We start from the raw sequence: 26,526 nt of genomic DNA, 5'->3' as shown, positions 1-26,526 counted from the left end.
ATTTCGGTAACTGGCAAGCATAGCTTGAAGCGGTAGCCCCTATAGTTTTGCGCCACCACATTTCTGTGGGTTTGCCCGTTCGATTCCAGTGAAGAACCGTACGTTTAGTATAAGTGATTCGTTTTTATAGAGAGGGGAGGGTTTTAAATAACGAGTCAGTAAAATATATAATCAGCTCGTGGGTTAATTAAGATTCAGGAAAGGGTCAATCAAAACCATTAAAATGAAATGAATACTGTTTAGATGGTTTCTGTTTTTCAAATGAAAGCTATGTCTTTTTTGTATTGTGCTATAACAGATAGGTTTGACAACGCTCTGTCTTTAGGACAAAATGCTCTTATTGTGTTTTTTTTGCAAGAGAGTAGGAGGAATTTATATGGTAACAACAAAACGCAAGCCCATTGGTCTTGCTTGGCAGATTTTAATCGGATTGATTCTCGGGATCACTGTCGGCGGTGTCTTTTACGGGAATCCATACGTTGCGGAGTGGCTGAAGCCAATCGGTGACATCTTTATCCGGATGATGAAAATGATCGTTGTTCCAATCGTCTTTACGACAATCGTTCTCGGTGTTTCGTCGGTCGGTAGTCCGAAAAGTCTTGGACGTCTTGGCGTCAAGACACTCGGTTACTTTACGATCGTCACGATGATCGCGATCTTTACCGGCTTGTTTGCAGCAAATCTCGTCGAGCCGGGTGCCGGCATCAACATGGCGACACTCGACAAGACGGACATCTCGACCTATGTCGAGACGGAAGAGACGACTCAAGATCAGGGACTCGTTGAAAAAATCGTCAACATCGTTCCGACGAACATCTTGGACGCGATGGTGCGTGGGGATATGCTTGCGATCATCTTCTTCTCTGTCCTGTTTGGACTCGGTGTCGGATTTGCGGGAGAAAAAGGGTTACCGGTCGTCCGCTTCTTTGAAGGGGTTGCAGCAGCGATGTTCAACTTGGTTAACATCGTCATGAAGTTTGCGCCGCTCGGTGTCTTCGCCTTGATTGGGGTGACCGTTTCGACATTCGGAATCGAATCACTTGGTTCGTTGTTCAAACTGATTGCTACTTTATATGTGACAGCACTGTTGTTCATGGTCATCGTCTTTGGATCCATCATGAAATGGGTCGGGATCCGCGTGTCGGATTTCGTCCGTGTCTTCAAAGATGAGTTACTCCTGACGTATTCGACGGCATCGTCGGAAACGGTCTTACCACGCGTCATGGAGAAACTTGAGAAGATGGGTGTTCCGAAATCGATCGTCAGTTTCGTCGTTCCGACCGGTTATTCGTTTAACCTGGATGGATCAGCACTTTATCAAGCAATGGCTGCCTTGTTCATCGCGCAGATGTACAACATCGATTTATCGATCGGCACACAGTTGACGCTCGTCTTCGTCTTGATGTTGACGTCAAAAGGGATGGCAGCTGTACCTGGGGTTTCGTTCGTCGTCTTACTGGCAACGCTCGGGACAGTCGGGATCCCGCCTGAAGGTCTGGCCTTCATCGCCGGAATCGACCGGATCATGGATATGATGCGTTCTGTCGTCAACGTAACAGGCAATACGCTCGCTTCACTCGTCATCGCGAAATGGGAAGGGGTCCTCGACTCCGATCAACTCGATGAGTTCATGTCGACGGAAGGTAAGAAGGATCAAATCAAGAGTGCATAATATTAGGACAGCAGACCAGATGACTCGTCATCTGGTCTTTTTTTGTGTTCACTGGATACAGTGTCGTGTCTGTCACGCCCGCTTTTCTCGGGCGGAACGCAAGCCGCGGTCGTCTCTGACGACCGGGTCTCGCCTGTTCCTGACGGAAGCGGTGCTTCCTTTTCCCGTAGAAGTCGGGCGATGAACACACGACACCTTACTTTTATCGCATCGTTACATTGCTTAACGTGATCAGTAAAACAAAAATGAGATCCCCGATTTTACTCGGCGATCTCATTTTGCATTATTTCTTGTCGTCCTTTTTTTCCTGTTCTTTCTTGATTATCTTTTTTGCTGCCATCCGGAAGCGGAAGATGAGGTACAGACGGTAAAAGTCGACCGCTGCGAACAGCGTCAAGAGGATCGTCCAGAAGTTGAAGACCGTTCCTGCCTCGATGGAATTACTGTAAGCGAGGTACATGAACAGAATACCGAAGATGGCATAGAAAACAGCCATGAAGTTTGAACCTTGTCGCATGAAAACACTACCTTTCGTTAATTAAGTCGTTGCGTAAAGGGCAAGTACAACGATCCCATTATTAAATACATGAATCGCGATCGGAGCAATGATACGGCGGGTCTTGACGAAGACAAGTGAGAAGACGAAACTCATCGCGACGTAAATCAAGAACTTGTTGTCGCCGTGGATCAGACCGAAGATGACGCCACTGAGAACAAAGCTGAAAATGAAATTCAATTTCGTCGACAAGTTTCCGAACATGATGTGGCGGAACAGAAACTCTTCCATGATCGGACCGAGCAGGACGACCATCACTTGGAGAATCGGAATGACTTGGATCGCTCTCATGATCTCATCCGTATTCTGCGATTTCGCGATATTCTCAATCCCGCCTGACAGCCAGGCGTCCACCAAATTGACGCTGATCAGAGAGACGTACAACAGGACAATCCCGATCCCGATCCACTTTAACGTATCCATCGTATCGGTTTGGTTGCCCTCTGCTTTCCACTTCTGCCAATCGGGACGTAGACAATAGAAGGAAACAATCACGGCTACGGTAAAACCGATCGCAAGCCACCAGCCGAGCACACTCGGGATCTGGCTTTTTGACAGGAAACTCGGGAAGGTTGCTGGGACAAGTTGAACGATTAAATAAATCACAATCGGAATGACGTGACGGATTTGCCACTTCTCTGCCATGTTGAACGGCAGATTGACGGAATTTTTCATCGGTTAGGACACAGCTCCTTTGTAATGAAGGTACTGTCCCGATTGTAACAAACAAACCGACCGGGCGCACGAATGGTGATGGTTCAAAGATGTCGATTTCGGGAAAACGGATAAGGGTTCGGGCTTGAATTCCAACCGAAAACCGTTTAAGATAAAAATATGTTAGCACTCCAATTAAGTGAGTGCTAAAAAACAGTCATGTTCAAGGAGGATGTTTCGCATGTTAAAACCACTTGGTGATCGCATCGTGATCGAAGTCGTTAAAAAAGAAGAAACAACACTCGGAGGAATCGTTCTTCCTGGGTCAGCGAAAGAAAAGCCGCAAGAGGGTAAAGTCGTCGCTGTCGGTACAGGCCGTGTGACGGAGCAGGGTGTCCGTGTACCACTTGAAGTGAATGTCGGGGACCACGTCATCTATGCGCAATACGCAGGGTCAGAAGTGAAAGTCGATGGCAACGAATACTTAATCTTACGCGAAAGCGATATTTTAGCAGTAGCAAACTAATCAAAGGGGGATTTCAGTCATGGCAAAAGATATCTTATTCAGTGAAGAAGCACGCCGGGCGATGCTTCGTGGAGTAGACGCATTAGCGGACGCAGTCAAAGTGACGATCGGACCAAAAGGACGTAACGTCGTTCTCGAACGTAAATTCGGTTCACCACTCATCACGAATGATGGTGTGACGATCGCAAAAGAAATCGAACTGGAAGACCACTTCGAAAACATGGGAGCGAAGCTTGTCGCAGAAGTGGCATCGAAAACGAACGAAATCGCAGGGGATGGTACGACAACAGCAACAGTCCTCGCACAAGCGATGATCCGTGAAGGACTCAAAAACGTCACAGCGGGCGCAAACCCGATGGTCATCCGTAAAGGAATCGAAAAAGCAGTCCGTCGTGCCGTCGAAGAACTTCATGCCATCGCAAAACCAATCGAAAGCAAAGAAGCGATCGCACAAGTTGCGGCGATTTCGGCTGCTGACGAAGAAGTTGGTCAATTGATTGCGGAAGCAATGGAACGTGTTGGTCAGGACGGTGTCATCACGATCGAAGAATCACGCGGCTTCACGACGGAACTTGATGTCGTCGAAGGGATGCAGTTTGACCGTGGATATGCATCACCATACATGATCACGGATTCCGATAAGATGGAAGCGGTTCTTGAGAACCCGTACATCCTGATCACGGACAAAAAGATTTCGAACATCCAGGAAATCCTGCCGGTCCTTGAGCAAGTCGTCCAACAAAACAAACCACTCTTGATCATCGCGGAAGACGTCGAAGGCGAAGCACTCGCGACACTCGTCGTCAACAAACTCCGTGGTACATTCAACGCCGTTGCGGTCAAAGCACCAGGCTTCGGAGATCGTCGTAAAGCGATGCTCGAAGACATCTCGATCATCACAGGCGCAGAGTTGATCACAGAAGAGTTGGGTCTTGATCTCAAAGAAACACAAATCACGCAACTCGGTCGCGCGTCGAAAGTCGTCGTCTCAAAAGACAACACGACGATCGTCGAAGGAAACGGACACAGTGATTCGATCACAGCCCGTGTCGGTACGATTCGTTCACAAATCGAAGAAACGACAAGCGACTTCGATCGTGAAAAACTGCAAGAGCGTCTCGCGAAACTCGCAGGCGGCGTAGCTGTCGTCAAGGTCGGCGCAGCAACAGAAACGGAACTGAAAGAACGCAAGCTCCGGATTGAAGATGCGCTCAACGCGACACGTGCAGCCGTCGAAGAAGGAATCGTTGCCGGTGGCGGAACAGCCTTCATCCACGTGACGAAAGCCGTCGAATCGATTCTTTCGGTAACGACTGGCGACGAAGCGACAGGTGTCAACATCGTTCTTCGTGCGCTGGAAGCACCACTTCGTCAAATCGCGGAAAACGCGGGTCAAGAAGGTTCAGTCATCGTCGAACGTCTCAAGCATGAAGCACAAGGAATGGGCTACAACGCCGCGACAAACGAGTACGTCGACATGATCGAAGCTGGAATCGTCGACCCGGCGAAAGTGACGCGTTCAGCCCTTCAAAACGCAGCGTCTGTTTCAGCGATGTTCTTGACGACAGAAGCGGTCATCGCTGATAAACCGGAACCAGCCGGTGCACCTGCAATGCCTGATATGGGCGGCATGGGTGGAATGGGCGGAATGGGCGGAATGATGTAAAAAAGCATCATAAGTCATTTAAATAGAGAAGGTCTTTCATCAGTTTAGTTAGCTGATGAAAGACCTTTTTCATGTATATGTTACAAAAAAGGATGATTAGCGTATTCATTTTAACAAGTTAAATAGTTTTGACCCAAAAAGAAACGTGGATTTTCTTGAACTAATTAAATCCATAAAAAGTATAAAAATAGGTGGTGGATTTATTGACAATTATGAATTCAAAAGGATACGTTTTACGTGCAAACTACAATAGTTCATAAAAGGGGGAATCACCATGTTTGTTGGGTTTAACTTGCAGGGGTTGGACGATAAAATTCTTTCGGTCTATAAGGGCGCAGGAGAAGCGAATTTTAATATTCAAAAGAAGCAAGTCCAAAAGAAATTGGATTGTTTTGTACTAGATGACGGGAGTCTGGACGGATCGGCGTTACAAGATGATTGGTTTCCAGAGATAAAAGCAGATATATTTCTTTCTCACTCCCATGGGGATCGAAAGCTCATCATGGCATTTGCGGCCATGTTAGAGGATAAATTCGGACTGACTTCTTTTATCGACTCGTGTGTTTGGGGATATGCCGATGAACTTCTGAAAAAAATTGATGATAAGTACTGTAAAAATGAAACAGGTGATACGTACAATTACAATCAGAGGAATTTTTCGACCAGCCATGTGCATATGATGCTATCATCTGCATTGACAAAAATGATGGATAAAGCTGAGTGCCTTATCTTCGTTAATACACCAAACTCTATCACAACTCGTGATGCTGTCGAGGACAAAACGAAATCGCCATGGATCTATAATGAGATTGTGATATCGCAAATGTTACGGAAGAAGAAACTAGTGCGATCTGAGGAGATAAAGAAGTCTCGGGAGTTTGAAGCCTCTCGTAATAAATTGAACATCGTTTATGATGCAGACCTCGACCACCTGACACCGCTATCCACGGATGACCTTCTGGATTGGGAAAAAAAGTACAGTGAAAACCGGATACTGTTTGCGTTCCGTAATCAACCAAATCATTATCCACTCGATAGCTTATACGAGATTAAGGATTTGCTAAAATTTAAGACTTATCATAAATAACTATCACAGGAGATGAATGCAAATGGAAGAGAAAATGAAGCATCTTGAAATGATTCAAAACGTCATAACACGCATGGCATCGAATTCGTTCTTACTGAAAGGATGGACAGTGACGCTTGTAGTTGGATTATTGGCTTTTGCTAACGTCAAGGATATGAACATCGATTTTATGCTCCTGCCTCTGGTATCAGCTCTATTCTTTTGGGTTCTGGACGCATTTTATCTTCATGAGGAACGAAAATATGTCAAAATGTACGAACGAGTGGCCAGACTCAACAATGAAGAAATTAATTTTTCGTTAAATGCCCGCCAATATGAAACGGAAACTGAGGGCATAAAGTCGGTATTTTTATCGAAGACTTTGGCTTTGTTCTACTCGCCGATTTTAATCCTTGTCATAGTGGCAATTATCGCTTATCAATAAGAGAAATGGTAGACAGAGCAATTTTTTCACTGGACTATTCAATTGTGTCATTTAGTCGAGGTGCAGTGTCCTGTTTAACAAAAAAACGCAGTGGTTAGATGAGCATCTCGAATTTGGCGTTTGATCTGTACAATTCAAATGCATCAACAGTCAAAAGAAAGACGGAGCCGGACTTTAATCCGGTTCCGTCTTTTTTTACTCCAATCCGTTCTTTTCAATGATCGCATCCGACAGACGCAAATCTTTTCGTACTTGTTTCGTTTGCGACTGGCACATCTTACGGTCGACCTGTTTTTTCGTCGAGACGTCATAACAGATACCGTTGCCGGCTTTTTCCGTCAGGTTCGCTTCGTAATAGTAGTCCTTGTAACGGAACGAACCGTCGCGGAAAGCGGTCAGATTCGGTTCGTCATCAAGCAGGGAGTTGCCCATCATATACGGGGACTCGAGATTGAGTAAATCGACGATCGTCGGGGCGATATCGATTTGTCCGCCGTTCTCCTGAATGACTTGTCCCGTATCTTGATTTGGTTTTTTGATGAACAACGGGACTTGGCGGTCGAGTGCAAAGGATTCCACGGCACTATCGACACCGAGTTCCCGTTGCATCTCACTGCCTTCGTTCGTCAAGCCGCTATCATGATCCCCGTAAAAGATGACGAGTGTCTCGTCCCACATATCTTTTGCCTTCAACTCCTTGACCATCTGTCCGACGGCTTCGTCGACATAATGGACGGTCTGGTAATAACGTTTCAACATGGGATCCTCGTAACCGGACAGATCAAGCTCCCGTTTGTCTTTTGGAATCTCATACGGGGTGTGACTTGTCAGGGCGACGAGGAACGAGAAGTACGGTTCCTTGAGTGTTTCCATATGCTCGATCGATGTCGTCAAAAACTGTTTATCGTTTAACGCCATCCCGATTTCTTGTTGATCGGGATAATCCTTTTGGCTGAAGAAGTGATCAAAGCCCAGATTCTGATACACTTGATCCCGATTCCAGAATCCTTTTTCATAGGCGTGCATGGCAGCGGTATCGTATCCGTTGTCGCGCAACAATTCAGGCAACGCTCCGAATTCATTATCGGGGAACCGGGTGTAGACCGAACCCGATTTCAACGGATAGAGAGACGTGTTCGTGATGAATTCCGCGTCCGAAGTCCGCCCTTCATGGGTCTGATGATAAAACGACGGGAAGTACAGCGATTCTTGTTTCAACTTATTCAGGTTCGGTGTCAACGTTTGACCGTTCACGGTTTGGTCGATGACCGATTCTTGGAACGATTCCAGTTGGACGAGAATGATGTTCGGTTTTTTCGTGACGCCGTTTGCGGCTGAAGTCGAGTTGTCCTCGATTCGTTGACGCTCAGACGCGGTCAAGGCTTCGTCCGGAGCGATTGCCTTTTGGATTCCGCGGAGCAGATCGAGTCCATGGTACCCCCAGAAACCGAGCTGATAATAGTCCCGCATGTCAGAGACTGACTGGCTGAGCCGTTGGTCTTCTTTGACGACGCTGTAGGTGACTGGCGCAGCAAACAGGATCACACCCGTGAGGAAGACAAGACCTGCTGTCTTTTGGCGTTTGCTTTTCGTGACGGCAAACGTCTTGTTACGCGTAAAGAAAAGAATCGCTAAGAAGATCAGACTGTCCGCAAACAACAGGAAGTCGGTCGGCACGATCAAAGCGGCGAAACCGCTGCTGACATCACCCATCTGCAACATCTGCGACATCAACGAGACTGACAGGAAATCTTCGAAGTAGCGGTAGTACCACAGATCGGAAATCAAGAGAAAACTGTGGGCGATTAAAAGACCGAGCCAAATCCAACGGCGTTTTTTCCACTGGATCAACAGTGTCCAACTCGACAGCACGAACATCCCGCCGAGGTTCATCAAAAAGAGGTCAACCGGAAAAGCGGTGTTGGTATAAAAGCTGAACAGCACGAATTTTAACGTGCCTAACAATAAGTAGAGGGCGTAACCAAATACGATCATAATATTCTCCTAACGTTCGTCATTGTTGTGAAGTAGTCTATACCCTCAACTAAATGAGAACGAACGTTTGAATCGGTTAGGATGTGTTTGTCATTGACCTGATGTATCAAAAAACATCTGAACAGTTAAAATAAATGGAATAAAATAGAATTAATCACTGCATTTTGAAAGGATGTTCTACATAGATGAACTGGAAACATTGGATGGGGAGTGCCGCACTGGTCTGCGGAACCTGGTTGACGCTGACGACACTGACTGAAGCTGCCCCGTATGACATCAAAAAGAATGATCAGGCGATCATCGGATTTTATGATTTGGAAACGAAACAAACGACGCCGTATCCAAGTGGTGTATCGCCGTATATGTTCCTTCGGGCGAACTCTGCTGACAAGACGTTGTTCTTATTCCAAGACTATTACAATGAAAACATTAAGCCATATTACTTCATGAACGCCAAAACCGGGACATCAGAACAGATGGATATCCCGAAAGATCTGGAGTATTTACGGGTTCTCGATCAAGATCATCTCGTGGCACGGTCAGGCTGGGATACGTTTCATGTACTGGAGCGACAGGGAGACCAATTCGTCATCCGTGATACGTTGAAGGATGAACGCAATCCGTCCGTTCAGTGGGTTGGTCCAAACCGCTTTTCCTTGATACGGGAAGGTGTCGCGGACTGGTATGATGTGCAGGCAGATGGAACGTTTACGAAAGTTCGGTCCATCGATGTAATTGAATTTTATCCGCTGACAGGGGACTGGATGCTTGATGTCAGCAAGACAGCCGTGATCCGGAATGTGGAAACCAGTCAGACGTATGCCTTACCGAATAAACGGACGGATCAATTTGTCCATGGAGCCTATGAGACGGCAGACGGTTTGTATATGCAACTAACGGAAGAAGATGAGACGAAAGACGATAACCGTTCGTCTTCCCTGTATTATCTGGACAAGCAAACAGGACAAGTCAAGACACTGGTCGACTATTCCGATGAGTTAGCACAAGAAGTCCTGACCGACGGACGTGCCATTTACCGGGCGAACGGACAAACGACGCTACTCGACTTTAAAGAGTACTTACGCCAACCGATCGCGATTGATGATCGGACGAAAGCGGATACCGTGTTTCTGGAGAAGACGCCGTTGACGCCGGATATTCAGCTGACAAGAATCGACGGGACGACGGAGCCGCTTGCGCTTCAGAATGTTACGTTTACGGGAGACGTTGACCAGGAGAACGGTGTCCGGATTCCGACAAGTCAAAAGCGGATTTATAATACGGAGTATACCGTCGCTTATACGACAGAAACAGGTGTCGTACTGAAAGATACGACGCGTTATCAACACAAACGATACCTGACGGCAACACTCAATCAACTGAAAGAAGTCAAAGAAGGTCTCTATACGTACCGGATTGATCTTGGGCAGGCCGATGTGCCAGTCAGTGTCTTCCGCAAGGACGGAACACGCATCAACGGTGTGGTATCGGATGAGAAAGGGATGCTGACCCTTCCACTTGGCACGACGGGACTGCTCGGGCAACCAATCTCGTTTACAATCGGTGGCGGCAATGTATTTGATAAGGAAATGACGGTACAACGGACGGTCGTCGGATACGAAGTACCGCGTGTGACCCAATCGACAAATACGAATTTCAAAACCTTCACGTACCGTTTGGAGAGTAAAACTGACGGCGGAACGTATACCGTCTACTACGGAAAGAAAAAAATCACAGCCGTGCCGGCAATCAAGAAAACAGAAATAACGATTCCCTATACAGATCAACTGGCGGAGTACCGGATTGTCCGCTCCGGCAGTTACGTCTCGAAATCACTTTCTTTAAAAGACAGCGTGATGTTATTTAGTACATTAAATAACCCGTTAAATGACGAACAGAAGACGATTGACGGTGCACTCGATTGGGGCGCTTCCTACGGAAAACTCTACATCGACGGCAAATACACAGCGTATATCGACCGGAAGAAAACACGGATGTTCGCCATCCCGACGAAACCGTTAAAAGTCGGTCAAGTCGTCAAGCTGGTGACGCGGAAAGGAACGCAACTGCAAGTTTCCGAGCAACGGGTCGTCGCTGCTAGTAATCCGACACTAAAGTCGTACACGACGGCGTTAAGTCCGGCAAGCACGGCATGGAAAGTCAAAGCGACCAAGGGCAAGACGATTGTCGTGACGATCAACAAGAAGCGGTATACGAAAATCGCAACCGGAAAAACACAGACGATGACGTTCCCGAAACAAAAACGGGGAACACGTGTGACGGTCCATGCGGAATCCATCAAACTACGTAAGAGCAAGACGTTTACGTTAACCGTGAAATGAGCTATATGCAAACACGACCCTTCGTTGTCAGAAGAGTCGTGTTTGTCGTGGCCGATGATAAAAGAAACGCAAAAGTAATTACTATTATGATGGATTTTATTAGTATTTTACTTTAGGATGAATTGGTGTGTGTTTAATGTTGGAGGAATTTTTTTCAATTCCATTCGTCTCGTCGTGAGAAAAATAGTATAGGAGCTAACGTAAAATGAATCAACTGAATCAAAAAGAAGCACCGCCTCAAAAACTCATCAACACCAAAAGTCAGTTTCGACCGGAAATCGAAGGGTTACGTGTCGTCGCCGCGTTACTCGTCGCGGTTTATCATATCTGGTTCAATCGTGTCTCAGGCGGCGTCGATGTCTTCTTCGTCATCTCCGGTTTCCTGATTACGACATCGATCATCTCGACAATCAACCGGACCGGTGAGTTTCGTTTCTTACCGTACGTCACGAAGTTGATCAAACGGTTACTGCCGTCGGTCTTGTTCATTTTGTCCGTCGTGCTTGTTTTAAGCTCATTTTTATTACCGCAGTCGATTTTAGAGAAGACGATTCGTGAAGTCGTTGCCTCGATGTTCTTCTACCAAAACTGGCAACTGGCGATTTCGAGTACGGATTACTTGGATGCGAGTCAAATGAAGTCGCCGGTCGAACATTTCTGGGCACTGTCGATTCAAGGTCAGTTCTATATGATTTGGTTTGTTCTGTTCTCATTCATCTTATGGATGGTCAAGAAGTATACGATCAAAAACGTCAAACCGATGATCAACACGATTTTAGGAGTGTTGTTCGTTACGTCGTTAAGCTATTCGATCTATTTAACAGAAGTGAATCAGCCGTGGGCCTATTTCATCACGATGACGCGTGTTTGGGAATTTGCCTTAGGTAGCCTGCTCTGCATCAACTTGTCGTCGATTTATATTCCGAAATGGATGGCGACTTTGATGGGCTGGCTCGGATTAATCGGTCTTGTCCTGACCGGTATTCTCTTTAACGTCTCTCAAATGTTCCCGGGCTACATCGCCCTGTGGCCGATGACGTGTGCGTTGTTTATCGTCTTGTCAGGAACACGCGAGACGACGTTCGGCATCAAACGTTTCTTAGGTTCGAAACCGATGGTCAAGCTCGGTGGAATCGCGTTCGGGATTTATCTCTGGCACTGGGTCCTGCTCGAGTTTTACCGCTACAACGTCCAGCAAACACCAGGTTTCTGGATGGGTACGTTGATCATCCTGTCGTCGATTCTGTTGTCTTACCTGATGACGGAATACATCGAAAAACCGATCCGCAGTGCGAAAGTCGACCGGTCGGCCTTCAAGAAGCTCGGTCTCATGATGAGCATCAATGTCTTGTTGATCGGGTCACTCTTCGGACTGAAATATTTCGAAGAACAGGAATTAAAGAACGGGGTCAGCGCAAGCGATTATCCGGGAGCAATGGCTGTCAAGAATCCGGACAAAATGCCGGAGCACGATCCGTTCCCGTCCTATGCGAACGTTTTTGACGACTTGCCGCTCGTCCATGTCGACGGCAGCAACCAAGGATTGAGTAAAAGTGATGTTAAAGTCGGTGAGTACGGTGAAACGAAAGACTATATCGCAACGATTGCTCTCGTTGGCAGCTCGCATTCGGAGCAATGGTTCGGAGCGATTCACGAAGCCGCAAAAGGTGAGAAATATCGTATCCTAAACATCACCCGTTCCGGGACACGCTTCTCGACCGGCTATGATGATAATGTCTTAAAAGGCATCTGGAATCAAAACGTCCTCGACTATTTGAAGGATGCCGATATTGATCTCATCATCTCGCACGTCACGGCGGCGGATGCGACGAAAGATAAGATTCACCAACAGATGGTCGATCAAATGCAGTACGTCAAAGATGAGTACGGCATCGACGGCTTGGCTCTACGGGATAATCCCCGTTACAGCTTTAACGTCCTCGAGTCGCTCGAAACGACGAGCATCGAAGAAACGACGAAGAAGATGAATGCCGAAGTCAACCAGCGTGATGAAGCGTACTGGAAAAACTTCGAAAAAACGAACAAGTCGCTCTACAAACTCGACTTGACGGATTACTTCCGCGTCGACGGTGAATTCCGTCCGGTCATCGGAAATGTCGTCATCTACCGTGACGTCAGTCATATGACGAATACGTATGCCGAAAGCTTTGGACCGGTCTTCAAACAGAAACTGAATGAAGTCGTGACGGATATTCTTAAGAAAAAACAAGCCGATTAATTGTCAGACGAACTCTTCCCCTGTTTCAGGCGGAAGAGTTTTTTGATGGGGAAAACAGGAGTTTGGAATAATTTAGGGGATATGGAATAAGGAACGTTAAAGGGGTCATCATTCATTCGGACCAAGGAAGTGTCTATACGTCATATGCCTTTCAAGATTTCGTCCAGAAGAACCATCTAACAAGCAGCATGTCTCGTAGAGGAAACTGTTGGGACAACGCAGTCATCGAATCGTTCCACTCAAATTTGAAGTCCGAGGAGTTCCAGTACGTCAAATTCAATTCGCTAAGAGACCACGAGGTCTATGAACGAGTTATGAATTACTTAAATTACTATAACGAAGAACGAATCCAAGAAAAATTAGGCTACCTGACACCTAAAAAATACGGTGTACTGGCAGCCTAATCAAGGTGTTTTATATGTGTCTCATATTGCTAGGTCAGTCTAAACAGCGCGGTTTTTTGGTCATCAAAAGATTTTATTTTGTGACTTTTGTTGTTTTGTATGTTGTACCATATTGGTTTGTAGAATAAATTTTAATCTGAGTGCCGGCTTTTTGTTTACTGATTTTAATATTAAATTGTCCCTTTGCATTCGCCTTTGTTTTATACGTCTTTTTACCGATCTTAGTTGTCACAGAAGCATTTTTTTCAGTTGCTCCACTGACAGTCGTTGAACTTGTTTTAACAGGCTTAACGGATAGCGTCGGCAGTAAATGGCTGGATTTGACTTGTAACTGATAGATTCCATTATAATAATTGTTATGAACACGTAGATAATAAGTTCCTTTATTCAGAGACCATGTCTGAATCAACCGTCCGGGTGTGTTGATTTTTCCCCAGACATCTTTGTAGAATATATTTTCATTCTTGGCGTTTATTAATTCAACGGTAGCATTTACATCAATATAGGACGAAAAATCCAATGTGACATTACTCTTTTTAGGAATCGTAATTTTGTAATAATCGTCCGTGTCATTCCATGAGAGCAATCCTGTTATTTTTTTATAAAATGCGAGATTTTTTGCTTCGATACTCCCGTTGTTTGGTTCTACCTCGTTATTATTTGCGGCTTTAAAGGTTGCATTCACCTCGTATATTCCGGTATAGCCAGGATAACCGCGATCAACGAAGAAATAGTAGTCTCCTTTTTCCAAGTAAATGGATTGATTCTCTTTTCCGGGAGTCAACTCGGTACTTCTTAAGTATTTATTCCAAATCTCTTCATTGTAAGCATCCACTAAGCTAAGATTTGCACCTTCTTTGACGTATGAAGAAGTATCTAGAGTCAGTCTTCCTCCGCGCGGTACACTGATCTTATAAACATCACGATCATCCTGTTCGGAAATAAAGCCGCGTGTTTTCTTTCCGAATGTCAGCAACTGGGCTTCACTTGTTCCATTGTTCGGCTCGATGTCGCTTGCGTTAGATTCTTTAAAAGTGGTTGTAATCACAAAACTTCCTGTACGGCCTGAATAGGAATCATCTTTAATGAATAAACGGTAATTGCGTGGTTCCAAATGATAATTCTTCACTTCCCGTGTCGCTGTTTTCCCATCGCTTTGCAGAGTCAAATCCATGATCTCGTTTTCCTGATCATCAATCAATTGAAAGTCTGCTTCTTCACTGAATGATTTCAGATCGAGTGTCAATTTCCCGGATTTCGACAAGGTAAATGCGTAAACCAGTTCTTGATGTGCTGTGAGTTTTCCGTTCGTGGTTCCATTCAACGGTAATTTACTTTCTGCGTTAACGGAATTCGACGGCAGGATTAACCCTATTACCAATAGACAAATTATTGTCATTATTTTCATCATGTATTGAATAGCTGGCTTCATGTTCATATCCTCCTTCGTTTTTCTATCGTGTTTAAGTATAACGAAAATGAGAATAAATATTTTTGACGTTTACATATAAAGGGAATCGTTTTTTGAGATAATTTGACTTTGAAGATAATTTTAATTTTTTCAACGTATAGTAATGATGTTTTTAGTAGTGATAATTCATGGTAGATTGCAATCAAAAAAACGCGTCAGTCCCATCAGGAACTGGCGCGGTTTTGCTTATAGCGGTGGTGGAGGATTCAGAGGCAACTCAACCGTAAACGTCGATCCTTGTCCTTCGATGGATTCAACATGAATCTCGCCGTCGTGGGCCCGGGCGATTTCACGACAGATCGAGAGACCAAGTCCTGTCCCGCCAATCTTACGGGTATCGGAATTATCAACCCGATAAAACTTCTGGAACAGTTCGCTCATCGCGGAAGCGGGAATCCCGATTCCATGATCGGTGATGGCGACTGTCATACGATCATGATGTTCTTCCAATCGAATCTCAATCGGACCTCCTGCCGGCGAATATTTAATGGCATTGTTGATCAGGTTTCCGAACATCTGCCGGATTTTCTTCGAGTCCCCCTGGAGGATCTGGACCGGGATATCTGAGGAAATCTGGATGTCATGATCGGACGAAGACAGGCTATGGAGTTGTCTCAAGTCCTGCATCATCGGAATCAAGTCAAAGGATTCGAACGTATATTTTTGGTGATTCGCCTCCATGCGTTGGAGGTCAAGGAAATCGTTGATCAAAAGTGATAATCGTTCCGTTTCCGAATGGACGGCTGCTAAATATTTCTTTTGCCGATTTGCTGGTAAATCACGCTGGATCATCAGTTCCGTGAATCCGTAAATCGAGGAAAGAGGTGTCCGCAATTCATGCGAAATCGTCGAGACGAGTTCATTTTTGATGCGATCGATTTCGACTTCCTTTGTCACATCACGCAAGACAAGGAGAATGCCTCGGAATTTTCCGCCGTAGTGGATTTCTTCCGAATAGGTCTTGATGAACCGTGTTTCATGATCAATCGAAAACGTAATGCCTTCCCCTGTTTCCCGATGGACAAAGGTTTGACGTAAATAGCGTTCGAACTCAGGCAGTTGATCGACTTGATATTTTAAACTCGTAATGGAGTCGTCGACTTCAATCAACCAATCTGCTTTGGAGTCCGTTGCAGAAGGATGATTAAATAAATCGAGCAGAGGACGATTGATCAGTTGCATCGGTCCGTCCGGTTCGATATAGAGGATGGACTCCCGGATGGAGTTTAACAGACGAGCCGATTTTTCACGTTCCCGGCCAATCTCGTCAAACGTCCGCATCCGCAGTAATGATAACGCAAGCTGCCGCGCGAAGGCGGCCAATTCTTCCTGTTCTTGACGGTCAAACGGACGATGGAGACGCATCAGATAAATATACGCAATGATTTCATCCGTACTGGCGTCAAGCACGGGTGTGACGGCAAACGATCGTTCCGCAAATTGTGCGGTGTGCGGCACTCTGTCTTTTCGTGCTTTACGGATCACGGGTTCAATCGTAGAAATCAGTTCATCCTGTTCCTGTTCCGTCATTGCATGTGAAATGATATTCGTGACCGTCGTACCTTCTTTAAAGATCAACGACCCATTCGTCGAGTCGGTGATTTCGACCATTTTTTCGATGACGGCCGGGTAAGCCGTCACGGTATCACGGGATGCAAGTGTCTCGGTCAGTTGATTCCGGATTTTTAAATGTGCCTCGTTGCGTAACGTCAACTGCAGGGCTTGTTCCAGATTATCATTCGACGACATCAACCGGTGTTTGTTGTCGGTCAGGGCTGTTGCCATCTGATGGAATGATTTACTCAGTTCTCCGATTTCGTCTGTTCGACTAATCGGAATCAATGGAGCCGTATGTTGTCCTTGCGCTAATAATTTACTTTCCTTGCTAAGGAGTTGGATTTGACGTGTCGTTCGCTCGATGAACGGACGGATGATCAACAGGATGACGAAGAAAAGGACCAGGAGGTTGATGAGCCAAATCCATTCCGCATATTTCGTTTGTTTGACCAGCTTGTCCTTAGCCATCATTTCTTTTGCTTGCAGATCAGTCCGATAATTCGTAAACACACTCTCCATCGTATTGACGTTTTGGCGCATCGTCTCACTATCGGACGCATTCATCTTAAACTTTCGATTCGGATCGCGTTTCACTTGTGGCATCATCGAGGTCAGACTAGGCATTTGCAGGAATGCTTCGTCGACGGTCCCGTCTTGCTTGGCTTTGACATATTTGATCAAGCTTGGCATCACGAACGTCGTGTAGGACGTATAAAGTGCACGGACATCGGACGCATAGAGTTGATCGGCCCGGTAAGTACCATTTTGTTCGAACCACTTCGTTTCTTTTTCAAGAGCCGCCGTTTTTTCCTCAACGAGATCAAGCACGGCATCGTCACCAAAGACGATGTACCCACGCATCTCATATTGTAAGGACTGCCAGTTATCCCATAAGGTCGTAGCGCGTTCTTGTCGTTCGCTGATGGCATCTAAACTTTTTTTGGCATCCATTACTTGATGATTCGTATAAAAGTATGCTGCGATCGAAGAAACAGAAAGCGTAATCAGTATTAGGTAGAAAGCAGACATGATTTGTCGACTTATTTTTTGATTAAACCATTTTCTCATATAAATTATGGATACCCCTTTGCTTCAGCGTGCTCAATAATAGATGTAAGTACTATACCTATTTCTTACCGTAATCGTACATTTTTTAGACTTAAAAATACAGCGTTATTAGAAAATTATCTTAAATACAAGAAATTCATACCAAAAATTGCTCCATGTGTTTCATGAATAAATGTCGTCAGAGTGTGAGTGGTAAGAAATCAGGGGAAATAAGAAAGAAGAAAAATATTCAAAGGGGGAAATTTGAATGAACTTTCGGTTTTTAGCCGTATTGTTTGCAGCGGATGCTGCGATCCTGATTGTCGGTGGGATGTTGTTGCGGGATACGTTTTCATATGCGCCACTGATCGGTTGGGCGGGAGGGTTATTGTCCTTGTTTGCAGCAATCGTTTTTTCAATGAAACGCCGAAACACCCGTTAACTTAAAAAACAGTTCTTCCTTCTGATGTATTCATCGAAGGAAGAACTGTTTTTAGTTACTGTTGCTCGACGACGATTTTCCCGATTGTCTTGCCACTCTCGACAAGTCGGTGGGCTTCTTTTAAGTTGGCTGCATTCAGACCGATTAATGTCTGGGTGACGGTCGTCTCAAGGGTTTCTTCATCAAGCCAGGTCGCGACTTGTGTCAGAATTTCATGTTGCCGGATCATGTCCGGTGTCTCGAACAAGGAGCGGGTGAACATGAACTCCCAAACAAATGTCGCACTTTTTTGTTGCAACGCACTCAAGTCGAGTTTCTGGTCCGTTTCGACGATACTGCAAATCATGCCTTGCGGTGCGATGACATCGACCATCGCCTCAAAATGCTGATCGGTCGCGTTCAGACAAAAGATATAGTCGACATGATGATACCCGAGCTGCTCGAGTTGCTGGCGGAAGTCTTCGTGGTGATTGATCGTGTGATGAGCTCCATGGGCTTTTGCCCAGTCGATGGTTTCCGGTCGGGAAGCCGTCCCGATGATGGTCAGACCGGCCTTGTTCGCGAGTTGTGTCGCAATCGATCCGACACCGCCTGCTGCCCCGATGATCAGCATCGTCTTCTCGAGATTTGATTTGGCATCAAACGTCAGGTGGAGACGATCCGTCAATGCTTCATACGCCGTCAAGGCCGTCAGTGGAAGGGCTGCTGCCTCACTAAATGTCAGACGGCCTGGTTTTTTCGCGACGATGCGTTCATCAACGAGTTGAAAATCACTGTTCGAACCAGGGCGGTTGATCGCACCGGCATAATAGACTTCGTCACCAACGGAAAAAAGCGAAGCCTGATCGCCGACTTCGACGACGATACCGGCTGCGTCGTAGCCGATGATTTTAGGTTCGCTCTCATCCGAACCATGAGCACGGACTTTCGTATCGACCGGATTGATTGAGACGGCTTTGACTTCGACCAGTACATCTTGTCCTTGTGCAACGGGACGCTCGATTTCGAGATCGATTAAACTGTTGGCTTCTTTGATGGGTAAATGTTGCTGGAAACCGATTGCTTTCATTTGCGACACGGATCATCATCCTTTCAAAAATAAGTATCTTTGAAACTGTTCCACGCGCCAACAAAAACGAAACCCGGTCTAAAACTTGAAAACTGATTTCCTTCCTGAGGCATACGAAAATCCAGTTGGGAAATTGTAGTAAACTAGATTGCGTATATTCTATGAAAAAGGAGTCGAAACGTATGCATGATATCATTTCTTTTCCGGCCGCCCCGACCCAATCAATCATTGAACGGTACCTGGTCCACGCGCATCCCTATCCCCGCTCCTACCAACCCGCCAAGTTGATTGCCTTACGACGGGAACACGGGGTCATGAATCGACTTTATCGAACAGAACGGGAACTGATCCTTCATCCGGGTGAATTGATCGCCCCGCAAGTGCAACGCTTGTCGCTCGAACAACAACGACGTTTGCTGGGCTACATAGAAGCACGGCGGATCAGCTTTGGTTTTGAAGAAGCCGAGACCTATAAGTTTTATCTTTTGGAAGTGGCATATGAATTGCGCCATCTTCCTCGAACGAGTCAACCGATCCGTTCGCATACGTATTATCAACTCGAGGAATTGCTTTCTGGGAAACCACTTGTCCTTCATGCGACAGCTCGTTCCCGCAAATAAGTCTGACCAAATCAATCTTTGTGACGGACGGTTCGACATCCTCGCTTTCCATGGGCGGAAGGTAAGCCGCGGCAGCCTGCATTCCATGCGGTCATGCCGGGTCTTACCTATTCCTGACGGAAGCGCTAATCGCGCTTCCTTTTCCCCTAGGAGTCGAGGATGAACGTTTCCGTCCTCCATCAATCAAATGGCCGATGATCCCATCTTTTTACGGGGGCACCTCCCTTCATTCCTTTTAATCGAGAGACGGTCCTCACTTTTGAGTCAGCCCCGCTTTTTGAATCAGAGAGCGGGAGTGGGAGTTGGTGTCGCACCCGTCTTGGCATACGCCGTATCGATGTCATCCCGAATCTGTTTGATTGGTGTGCCTTGTTGATAGGCGACGATGGATTGCGCGGCAATATCGAGGCATGTTCCGCACGTGATGCCGTGAGTCGTCCACGTCGTCTGGCCACTTTCCGTCTGGTCCGCGATGAAACAGTCATAGTTACTCGTATGTCCAGCTGACTCGCCACAGCCACAGTAACAGGGCATCTTCTCGAGAAGATCCTGATGTTTTGCGACAGACAGATAAATCGTCTGGGTCGAAGAATCTGTTTCTTTTAAGAACGACGGGGCAAGCGTTGGGGAGCTTGTCTGTTCCAACTGATCGGTACCCGCATGTGTCGTATGTTTTGCATGATCGGTGTGTGATGCCGTTTTTTGCTCCGCCTGTCCGCAGGCAGCAAGCGCAAGACTGGCTGAAAGCGTGACGATCATCCATCCTGTTTTTCTTGGCATAGCCATTCCTCACCCTCGTCGTTTGATGTCGTTCTTTTAGTATACGTCGGAGTAGGGGGGAATCGAAAAGAAACGAATGGCGATTCGATGACAGTTCTCAGCGTGTCAATTGTTGTTCGATCGTATCGAAATTGGCTTCCATCATCGTCAAGTACGTCGAGCCGTCCTTTCCTTTTGCACCAAGGGAATCCGTGTAGAGTGTGCCGCCAATCGGGACACCGGTTTCACGGGAGACGGTCTCCATGCTCCGTCGGTCAACGCTTGTCTCGACGAACAGAACCGGGATGTCCTGTTGGTTGATCAGATCGACGATGCGCCGGACTTGGTCCGGTGTTCCTTGATTATCAGAATTGATTTCCCAGATATAATCGGCTTTAAAGTCATAGGCGGCACTGAAATACTTAAAGGCGCCTTCACTCGTGATCAGATGCCGTTGTTCTTTCGGGATGTCAGCAAAACGTTTTTTCGCTTTTGTATCCAGTGTTTTGAGTTCTTCGATATAAGTGGATGCATTTTTTTCATAGTCCGCTTTATTTGCTGGGTCCTCTTTGATCAATCCGTCTTTGACGTTTTCGACGTACTGGATGCCGTTGCTCAGATCAAGCCAAGCGTGCGGATCGGTTTCTTGTTCTTTCCCTGCCGCCGTCAGATATTTCGGATCGACCCCTTTACTCAGTTGATAGACCGGAGCGTCTTTCCCGTCTTTATTAGTACTCGAACGTAGTTTGTTGAACCACGATCCACCGGCTTCGAGGTTCAAGCCATTATAAAAGACGACATCGGCGTCCGCCATCTTCCGGACGTCCGTCGGAAGCGGATCGTATTCATGTGGATTGGCACCGATCTTGACCATGCTGTGGACGTCGACGTGCTCACCGCCGACGACACGTGCCATATCTTCTAAAATCGAATAAGTCGTGACGACCTGCAGTTTTCCATCGTCCGCAGAATCCGGAGAACAGCCGGCCAGTAAGACGGCGAGACCAGCCAAGGGGATGAATCGTGTAAACGTCATGTCGTAAGCTCCTTTTTAGGTGATTTCCACTTCCGAAGCAACCCGTGGCGTGGGGAAAAGATGAACACAACTGCAAACAGGGCAGTTGCGACCAGGACGATCGAGGCGCCGGAAGAGAGGTTATAGGTAAAACTGAAATATAGACCAATGATTGAAGAAAGCGTCCCGAAACCAGCCGACAGGAAAATCATTCGGGATAGACGATTCGTTAACAGATACGCGGTCGCAGCCGGTGTAATCAGCATGGCGACGACGAGGATGATACCAACCGTCTGGAGCGATGCGACCGTCACGAGCGTCAGCATCGTCATCAGCAGGTAATGGACCAATCGTGTCGATAAGCCGTAGGCCGCTGCCATCGTCGGATCAAACGAGGTGACCAATAATTCTTTATAAAACAGATAGATTGCACCAAGGACGATGATGCCGATGACGAGTGTCATCCACATGTCACTCGGGCGGACCGCAAGGACGTTTCCGAATAGGATATGGTACAGATCGCTGCTGCTCCGCAGAAACGAAATCAGAATGATGCCGAGGGCGAAGGCCGACGTAAACAAAATCCCGATGGCGGTATCGTTTTTGATCCGGCTGTTTTGACTGACGAATCCGATTCCGAGCGCCGTCAACAATCCTGTCGCGACGGCACCGATAAAGAAGTTGATGCCGAGTAAATAAGAAATCGCGACACCGGGTAAGACCGCATGCGAGATCGCGTCCCCCATCAAGGACATACCACGCAGGATGATGAAGCAGCCGATGACGCCGCAGATGATGCCGACCATGACCGAGGTCACGAGGGCTTTTTGTAAAAAGTCATATTCGGTGATGGCTTGGATGAAATCGATGAAATTCATGAGGAGACCTCGACTTTCTGAAGGAAGGCGAGCGGGTTTCCATACGCGCCTTCAATCGTTTTGGCCTGTAAGACATCAGTGGGTGATCCGACGGCAATCATTCGTCGATTGAGGAGCAACAGGGTATCAAAGTAATCGGCAGCCTTACTTAAATCGTGGTGGACGACGACAATCGTTTTGCCTTCGTCACGCAACGTGCGTAACAAGTCGATGATGACCCGTTCGCTACCGGCATCGACACCGACAAATGGTTCGTCGAGCAGTAAGAGTTCTGCTTCTTGTGCTAAGGCGCGGGCTAAAAAGACGCGTTGTTGTTGGCCACCCGACAATTCTCCGATTTGACGGTTCGCATAATCTTGCATTCCGACCCGTTCGAGGCAAGACATGGCGAGTTGCCGGTGTTGCTTACGTGGTCGTTTGAACAGCCCCAGTTTCGGATAACAGCCAATCAGGACGGCATCGAGGACACGAATCGGGAAATCCCAGTCGATGGCACTTCGTTGTGGTACATAAGCGACACGCGTTCGAGCCTCTTTGGTCGATAAACCAAGCAAGGTGATGGTGGTAGCCTCTGACGGAATCAATCCCATGATGGCTTTGATGAAGGTTGATTTTCCGGCACCGTTCGGACCGATGATCCCTACGAGTTGTCCCATCGTGAAGCGGGCGGAGAGCTGTTCGAGTGCGGTCGTCTCGAAATACGAAACGGATAATCCTTCTACTTCTACTGCATACATACAAAAAGCTCCTTTCCTTCGTGAATTTTAGTGGGAAAACAAATGTTTCCCTAAGGCAAGAAAAAGACTAAAAAAATAGTTTGTCTATTGTCACGGATTATTCTTCCGACTAATAATGTTTCCTTAAGGCAAATTTTAAGGTGCAACGAAAGAAATGTCAACTGCTTTCGTAGAAGTGCTTTTGAAAGCATCGTGCTAAGATGGAAGAGGAGAAAACGTGGGGGTGGTAGGATGAGTCAGTCAGAGGAACAACAATGGAAGTTGCTGTTACTTGAGGCATTAATGAAAGAGCGGCGTGAAGAGGCGCAGCAAGTGATTGAAGAAGTCTATCCATATGACTTAGCAAACTGGTACGGTGAACTGGGACCGACCGAACAAGAACGTCTGCTGCGTTATCTCGATCATGAACGTCTCGCGGACGTCATCGAGGAGTTAGAACTGGAGCAGCAACTTGAAGTGTTGCGACGTCTTGACGTCGAACATGCAGGTCACGTCATGGACTTGATGGAAAATGATGATTTGGCGGACATACTGGAAGAATTACCAAAAGAAGAAGTCGATCGGTTACTGTCCGGTATGCGTCAGGACGAGGCATTGATTGTTCGAAACTTACTGACGTACCCGGCAGAGACGGCAGGCCGCTTGATGACAAACCGTTTCATTTGGGTAACGGATGAGTCGACGATCGGCGAAACGGTTGAGAAGATGCGGGACTATATCGAATACTCGGAGACGATCAATTACGTCTATGTCGTCAATCAGCTGAGTCAACTCGTCGGAGTCATCTCGTACCGTGATTTGATTCTCGCGAGTAACGAGGAACGGATTGCGGACGTGATGGACCGGAAAGTCATCAGTGTCTCGTCTGAGACCGATCAGGAAGATGTCGCGAAGATGTTCGAGCGTTACGACTTGGTGTCGTTACCGGTCGTCGAAGGTCAAGTCCTGGTTGGGCTGATTACCGTGGATGATGCTCTTGACGTCTTGCGGGAAGAAGCAAACGAAGACATCGAAAAATTATCGGCGTCCGGTAAATCGATTGATTTTGATACAAAACCCTGGACGGCGGCGACACGTCGTTTGCCCTGGCTGATTTTGCTGTTATTCATCGGACTGGTCTCGGGATCGATCATCAGTCAATTTGAAGAGACGTTATCAAAAGTTGTGGCGTTAGCCTTTTTCATGCCGATGATCGCCGGTATGACAGGGAATACGGGGACACAGTCGCTTGCAGTCGTCGTTCGCGGATTGATCACGCGCGAAGTCGATAAGAAGGTCGTCACCCGACTGATCATGCGGGAACTGCGTGTCGGTCTGATCATCGGTGTGACATGTGGGATTTTGATTGCCATCATCGCCTATGTCTGGCAAGGCGATCCGATTCTCGGTCTCGTCGTCGGCAGTTCACTGATCATCACACTGATTTTTGGAACGCTTGCCGGAACGATCATCCCGCTGATTCTGCACCGTCTGAACATCGACCCGGCGATTGCGTCGGGTCCACTCATTACGACATTAAATGATATCTTATCGTTACTCGTCTATTTTGGAATCGCGACGGCGTTTATCAGTCGCTTGATGTAAAAAAAAGTATCGTTCTGCCGAATCTGTTGAGATACGGCGAGACGATACTTTTTTTGAACAATTATATAGGGGAACGTAAAGCATCAGACCATGGATGAGTCGAGTTTGTCTAACAGGTTCACCCAGTTGGTTTCGTACTGTTGATCGGAGAACGGTTCAAGTGCTCCAACTGCGCGTAATCCCATCGTTCGTCGTGTTTCAGGATGCTCCATCAAGTCGATGGCGGCTTCAGCCAACTGTTGTGTCTCCCGTTTTGGAATCAGGCGTCCGGTCACGCCATCTTCGATGATTTCTGCCGGACCATAACAAATATCGTAAGCAATGACGGGAATCCCGTAGCTCATGCTTTCGAGAATCGCCATACCGAACCCTTCCGATTGGGAAGTGAAGAGTGTTGCGACTGCACCTGCATACGCTTCCTGCATGTCGGTCACAAAGCCTTTAAAATGGATATGTTCCGTTAATTTCAGTTCTTTGATCAACGCATGCAGTTCTTTTTCGAGCGGATCATTGTATCCAAAGCCATAAAAGTCCAGGAACGCATGCGGATTACGGTCAACGATCTGCCGCATGACCCGGATACTTTCCGCGACATCTTTTTTGACTTGAATCCGTGAGACGACAACAAACCGATTTGGGTTCACCGCATCCGACACGATGTTGCCTGCTACCCGATTCGTAAAAGCGTGCGGAATCGAGTGAAACAGGGAATCGTGTCCAAACTTTTGAGTCATGTGAGTCGCTTGTCGTGTCGTCGCCGTGATGATGGCGCTCCATTCACCGAGTCGTTCAAACAAGGTATTCCAAACACCACTGATGGAAGTCGTCTCATCAAAAGGCGCAACAAAATGATTGCTGTGTCCGAATGCGATTTTCCGAATGTCAGAGTGTGAGACATCTAATACGACTGCATCCAGATTTCGTTTAGGAAGGTTTGGTAGACGATCCCTGAATTCGGAGGACAACAAGACGGCCGGATACTGTGCCAACAATTGATTGAGCGCAAACGTATAAAAAGCAGCAGGGTCATTGAATTGGAGCTGTTCGTTTTTTCCGAAATAAAACAGATGACTCCAGTCCACGGAATTCATCTTGTGCCAAAGCGTTAAATAACAGGTGCCGTTGCCGTGAAGAAACTGGCGTGAAACGGGTTTGTTCGTCGTCGTGGAATAATGAATGATCTGGAACAGTTGTCCGTTTTCAAGATATTCTTCCCGTTTTAGTCGATGACGTGTATCTGAAAAATAGTCGATGAAAACAAGACGATCCATTGCATCAAAACGGACATATTGGACGTAGACGCCATTGTCAAAGACACGGTAGGAATCATTTTCCGACCGGCTTACGTCATCAAAGACGATGAAGTGCCGATTTAACCGTTTCAAGAATCGGGATTTTGTCTGCTTCTCGTTTGCCTTCTGTTGTCCTAACGTATGGATCAAGTTCGTGACCTGAACACGCGGATTCAGAAGATCAAGCTGTATCATCTCTTCTCGGACACTATCGATCTGAGTCTGGAGACCAAGTGTCAGAAGATGGACAGCCCGGTCTGGTTCAGCGGCGGCAACCGCATTTGCTCGTTTGATGACGGCTTTGACCAGACCACCGCGTTTCGCCCCTAACGTATTTAAAGTGAAAAAAGTTGTTCTTTTCATGAATTTTGGTTGTCGGATAAACAATATTTTTTAGTGGGATAAAAGACAACCCTCACCTCCTGTTTGTCTTTTTGAGTGATGCCAACCTTAGCACATCTATCGAAGACAAGGAAATAAGGGTTCCTAC

Annotated in this window: 22 protein-coding genes and 1 riboswitch; of the genes, 11 read left to right on the top strand and 11 right to left on the bottom strand. The window is 46.7% G+C overall.

Annotation, left to right across the window (positions count from 1 at the left end; all coding sequences use genetic code 11):
- Positions 1-2: 2 nt before the first annotated feature.
- Positions 3-86: riboswitch (cyclic di-GMP riboswitch) on the bottom strand.
- A 290-nt stretch (positions 87-376) separates the two neighbouring features.
- Positions 377-1,672 (top strand): cation:dicarboxylate symporter family transporter, encoded by a 1,296-nt coding sequence (locus KNQ13_RS04040; RefSeq protein ID WP_209548127.1) that lies wholly within the window; start codon positions 377-379, stop codon positions 1,670-1,672.
- A gap of 283 nt (positions 1,673-1,955) precedes the next feature.
- On the opposite strand, the gene KNQ13_RS04035 is transcribed toward KNQ13_RS04040, so the two are convergent.
- Positions 1,956-2,189 carry a DUF4305 domain-containing protein gene (locus KNQ13_RS04035; protein ID WP_014971484.1) on the bottom strand — a complete coding sequence of 78 codons (234 nt, stop codon included), beginning with the start codon at positions 2,187-2,189 and terminating at the stop codon, positions 1,956-1,958.
- Positions 2,190-2,210: 21 nt separating this feature from the next.
- Entirely contained in the window at positions 2,211-2,903 is a 693-nt protein-coding gene (locus KNQ13_RS04030) for a CPBP family intramembrane glutamic endopeptidase (protein ID WP_014971483.1), read from the bottom strand.
- 220 nt (positions 2,904-3,123) lie between these two features.
- Between KNQ13_RS04030 and groES the strand changes: the two genes are divergently transcribed.
- The 4 genes from groES (at position 3,124) to KNQ13_RS04010 (ending at position 6,585) form a co-directional block, all read left to right on the top strand.
- The gene (groES, locus tag KNQ13_RS04025) at positions 3,124-3,408 is read left to right on the top strand and encodes a co-chaperone GroES (protein WP_012371631.1); all 285 of its coding nucleotides are present in this window, start codon (positions 3,124-3,126) and stop codon (positions 3,406-3,408) included.
- A gap of 19 nt (positions 3,409-3,427) precedes the next feature.
- The gene (gene groL / locus KNQ13_RS04020) at positions 3,428-5,074 is read left to right on the top strand and encodes a chaperonin GroEL (protein ID WP_026830330.1); all 1,647 of its coding nucleotides are present in this window, start codon (positions 3,428-3,430) and stop codon (positions 5,072-5,074) included.
- 274 nt (positions 5,075-5,348) lie between these two features.
- Positions 5,349-6,161, top strand: coding sequence for a hypothetical protein (locus KNQ13_RS04015; RefSeq protein WP_026830329.1), 813 nt, complete (start codon positions 5,349-5,351; stop codon positions 6,159-6,161).
- A gap of 22 nt (positions 6,162-6,183) precedes the next feature.
- The gene (locus tag KNQ13_RS04010; protein WP_026830328.1) at positions 6,184-6,585 is read left to right on the top strand and encodes a hypothetical protein; all 402 of its coding nucleotides are present in this window, start codon (positions 6,184-6,186) and stop codon (positions 6,583-6,585) included.
- 195 nt (positions 6,586-6,780) lie between these two features.
- Here KNQ13_RS04010 and KNQ13_RS04005 read toward each other — a convergent pair whose 3' ends face one another.
- Positions 6,781-8,580, bottom strand: a complete 1,800-nt coding sequence (locus tag KNQ13_RS04005) for an LTA synthase family protein (protein WP_026830327.1) — start codon at positions 8,578-8,580, stop codon at positions 6,781-6,783.
- Positions 8,581-8,765: 185 nt separating this feature from the next.
- Here KNQ13_RS04005 and KNQ13_RS04000 point away from each other — a divergent pair, with 185 nt between their 5' ends.
- From KNQ13_RS04000 to KNQ13_RS03990, 3 genes are all read left to right on the top strand, one after another.
- A complete protein-coding gene (locus tag KNQ13_RS04000) occupies positions 8,766-10,922 on the top strand; it encodes a hypothetical protein (RefSeq protein ID WP_026830326.1) in 2,157 nt (718 codons plus the stop codon).
- A gap of 205 nt (positions 10,923-11,127) precedes the next feature.
- A complete protein-coding gene (locus KNQ13_RS03995) occupies positions 11,128-13,161 on the top strand; it encodes an acyltransferase family protein (protein WP_026830325.1) in 2,034 nt (677 codons plus the stop codon).
- A 188-nt stretch (positions 13,162-13,349) separates the two neighbouring features.
- On the top strand, positions 13,350-13,565 hold the full coding sequence (locus tag KNQ13_RS03990; RefSeq protein WP_160166516.1) for an integrase core domain-containing protein: 216 nt from the start codon (positions 13,350-13,352) through the stop codon (positions 13,563-13,565).
- 73 nt (positions 13,566-13,638) lie between these two features.
- Here KNQ13_RS03990 and KNQ13_RS03985 read toward each other — a convergent pair whose 3' ends face one another.
- Both KNQ13_RS03985 and KNQ13_RS03980 read right to left on the bottom strand, forming a co-directional pair.
- A complete protein-coding gene (locus KNQ13_RS03985; protein ID WP_209548128.1) occupies positions 13,639-14,997 on the bottom strand; it encodes an Ig-like domain-containing protein in 1,359 nt (452 codons plus the stop codon).
- Positions 14,998-15,222: 225 nt separating this feature from the next.
- Positions 15,223-17,661, bottom strand: coding sequence for an ATP-binding protein (locus KNQ13_RS03980; protein ID WP_251027324.1), 2,439 nt, complete (start codon positions 17,659-17,661; stop codon positions 15,223-15,225).
- A gap of 247 nt (positions 17,662-17,908) precedes the next feature.
- Between KNQ13_RS03980 and KNQ13_RS03975 the strand changes: the two genes are divergently transcribed.
- Complete coding sequence (locus tag KNQ13_RS03975; RefSeq protein ID WP_014971472.1) at positions 17,909-18,082, top strand: hypothetical protein; 174 nt, start codon at positions 17,909-17,911, stop codon at positions 18,080-18,082.
- 55 nt (positions 18,083-18,137) lie between these two features.
- Here KNQ13_RS03975 and KNQ13_RS03970 read toward each other — a convergent pair whose 3' ends face one another.
- Positions 18,138-19,151, bottom strand: coding sequence for a zinc-binding alcohol dehydrogenase family protein (locus KNQ13_RS03970; protein ID WP_026830322.1), 1,014 nt, complete (start codon positions 19,149-19,151; stop codon positions 18,138-18,140).
- A gap of 182 nt (positions 19,152-19,333) precedes the next feature.
- Here KNQ13_RS03970 and KNQ13_RS03965 point away from each other — a divergent pair, with 182 nt between their 5' ends.
- Positions 19,334-19,771 (top strand): hypothetical protein, encoded by a 438-nt coding sequence (locus KNQ13_RS03965; RefSeq protein ID WP_026830321.1) that lies wholly within the window; start codon positions 19,334-19,336, stop codon positions 19,769-19,771.
- Between the two features lie 282 nt (positions 19,772-20,053).
- Here KNQ13_RS03965 and KNQ13_RS03960 read toward each other — a convergent pair whose 3' ends face one another.
- From KNQ13_RS03960 to KNQ13_RS03945, 4 genes are all read right to left on the bottom strand, one after another.
- A complete protein-coding gene (locus KNQ13_RS03960) occupies positions 20,054-20,557 on the bottom strand; it encodes a PCYCGC motif-containing (lipo)protein (protein ID WP_236624344.1) in 504 nt (167 codons plus the stop codon).
- A gap of 91 nt (positions 20,558-20,648) precedes the next feature.
- The gene (locus KNQ13_RS03955; RefSeq protein ID WP_026830319.1) at positions 20,649-21,566 is read right to left on the bottom strand and encodes a metal ABC transporter substrate-binding protein; all 918 of its coding nucleotides are present in this window, start codon (positions 21,564-21,566) and stop codon (positions 20,649-20,651) included.
- Positions 21,563-22,423 (bottom strand): metal ABC transporter permease, encoded by an 861-nt coding sequence (locus KNQ13_RS03950; protein WP_201770334.1) that lies wholly within the window; start codon positions 22,421-22,423, stop codon positions 21,563-21,565. The genes KNQ13_RS03955 and KNQ13_RS03950 overlap by 4 nt, the downstream gene beginning before the upstream one ends.
- The gene (locus KNQ13_RS03945; RefSeq protein WP_026830317.1) at positions 22,420-23,160 is read right to left on the bottom strand and encodes a metal ABC transporter ATP-binding protein; all 741 of its coding nucleotides are present in this window, start codon (positions 23,158-23,160) and stop codon (positions 22,420-22,422) included. The genes KNQ13_RS03950 and KNQ13_RS03945 overlap by 4 nt, the downstream gene beginning before the upstream one ends.
- Positions 23,161-23,391: 231 nt before the next feature.
- Here KNQ13_RS03945 and mgtE point away from each other — a divergent pair, with 231 nt between their 5' ends.
- On the top strand, positions 23,392-24,744 hold the full coding sequence (mgtE, locus tag KNQ13_RS03940) for a magnesium transporter (protein WP_026830316.1): 1,353 nt from the start codon (positions 23,392-23,394) through the stop codon (positions 24,742-24,744).
- Positions 24,745-24,827: 83 nt separating this feature from the next.
- Here mgtE and KNQ13_RS03935 read toward each other — a convergent pair whose 3' ends face one another.
- Positions 24,828-26,399: a glycosyltransferase gene (locus KNQ13_RS03935; protein WP_150111976.1), complete on the bottom strand. Its 1,572-nt coding sequence runs from the start codon at positions 26,397-26,399 to the stop codon at positions 24,828-24,830.
- Positions 26,400-26,526 lie beyond the last annotated feature (127 nt).

Origin of the sequence: Exiguobacterium sp. s128, from assembly GCF_018618815.1 — a bacterium.
In the GTDB taxonomy this organism is placed as follows: Bacteria; Bacillota; Bacilli; order Exiguobacteriales; family Exiguobacteriaceae; genus Exiguobacterium_A; species Exiguobacterium_A antarcticum.
The sequence above is the reverse complement of the archived record's forward strand: the minus strand, read 5'-3'. Positions and strand labels throughout refer to the sequence as shown.

What these genes read in the sequence shown, in the direction of transcription:
- KNQ13_RS04040 (WP_209548127.1), top strand. Translation starts at nt 377, where the DNA reads ATGGTAACAACAAAACGCAAGCCCATTGGTCTTGCTTGGCAGATTTTA.
- KNQ13_RS04035 (WP_014971484.1), bottom strand. Translation starts at nt 2,189, where the DNA reads ATGCGACAAGGTTCAAACTTCATGGCTGTTTTCTATGCCATCTTCGGT.
- KNQ13_RS04030 (WP_014971483.1), bottom strand. Translation starts at nt 2,903, where the DNA reads ATGAAAAATTCCGTCAATCTGCCGTTCAACATGGCAGAGAAGTGGCAA.
- groES (WP_012371631.1), top strand. Translation starts at nt 3,124, where the DNA reads ATGTTAAAACCACTTGGTGATCGCATCGTGATCGAAGTCGTTAAAAAA.
- groL (WP_026830330.1), top strand. Translation starts at nt 3,428, where the DNA reads ATGGCAAAAGATATCTTATTCAGTGAAGAAGCACGCCGGGCGATGCTT.
- KNQ13_RS04015 (WP_026830329.1), top strand. Translation starts at nt 5,349, where the DNA reads ATGTTTGTTGGGTTTAACTTGCAGGGGTTGGACGATAAAATTCTTTCG.
- KNQ13_RS04010 (WP_026830328.1), top strand. Translation starts at nt 6,184, where the DNA reads ATGGAAGAGAAAATGAAGCATCTTGAAATGATTCAAAACGTCATAACA.
- KNQ13_RS04005 (WP_026830327.1), bottom strand. Translation starts at nt 8,580, where the DNA reads ATGATCGTATTTGGTTACGCCCTCTACTTATTGTTAGGCACGTTAAAA.
- KNQ13_RS04000 (WP_026830326.1), top strand. Translation starts at nt 8,766, where the DNA reads ATGAACTGGAAACATTGGATGGGGAGTGCCGCACTGGTCTGCGGAACC.
- KNQ13_RS03995 (WP_026830325.1), top strand. Translation starts at nt 11,128, where the DNA reads ATGAATCAACTGAATCAAAAAGAAGCACCGCCTCAAAAACTCATCAAC.
- KNQ13_RS03990 (WP_160166516.1), top strand. Translation starts at nt 13,350, where the DNA reads ATGTCTCGTAGAGGAAACTGTTGGGACAACGCAGTCATCGAATCGTTC.
- KNQ13_RS03985 (WP_209548128.1), bottom strand. Translation starts at nt 14,997, where the DNA reads ATGAAGCCAGCTATTCAATACATGATGAAAATAATGACAATAATTTGT.
- KNQ13_RS03980 (WP_251027324.1), bottom strand. Translation starts at nt 17,661, where the DNA reads ATGAGAAAATGGTTTAATCAAAAAATAAGTCGACAAATCATGTCTGCT.
- KNQ13_RS03975 (WP_014971472.1), top strand. Translation starts at nt 17,909, where the DNA reads ATGAACTTTCGGTTTTTAGCCGTATTGTTTGCAGCGGATGCTGCGATC.
- KNQ13_RS03970 (WP_026830322.1), bottom strand. Translation starts at nt 19,151, where the DNA reads ATGAAAGCAATCGGTTTCCAGCAACATTTACCCATCAAAGAAGCCAAC.
- KNQ13_RS03965 (WP_026830321.1), top strand. Translation starts at nt 19,334, where the DNA reads ATGCATGATATCATTTCTTTTCCGGCCGCCCCGACCCAATCAATCATT.
- KNQ13_RS03960 (WP_236624344.1), bottom strand. Translation starts at nt 20,557, where the DNA reads ATGGCTATGCCAAGAAAAACAGGATGGATGATCGTCACGCTTTCAGCC.
- KNQ13_RS03955 (WP_026830319.1), bottom strand. Translation starts at nt 21,566, where the DNA reads ATGACGTTTACACGATTCATCCCCTTGGCTGGTCTCGCCGTCTTACTG.
- KNQ13_RS03950 (WP_201770334.1), bottom strand. Translation starts at nt 22,423, where the DNA reads ATGAATTTCATCGATTTCATCCAAGCCATCACCGAATATGACTTTTTA.
- KNQ13_RS03945 (WP_026830317.1), bottom strand. Translation starts at nt 23,160, where the DNA reads ATGTATGCAGTAGAAGTAGAAGGATTATCCGTTTCGTATTTCGAGACG.
- mgtE (WP_026830316.1), top strand. Translation starts at nt 23,392, where the DNA reads ATGAGTCAGTCAGAGGAACAACAATGGAAGTTGCTGTTACTTGAGGCA.
- KNQ13_RS03935 (WP_150111976.1), bottom strand. Translation starts at nt 26,399, where the DNA reads ATGAAAAGAACAACTTTTTTCACTTTAAATACGTTAGGGGCGAAACGC.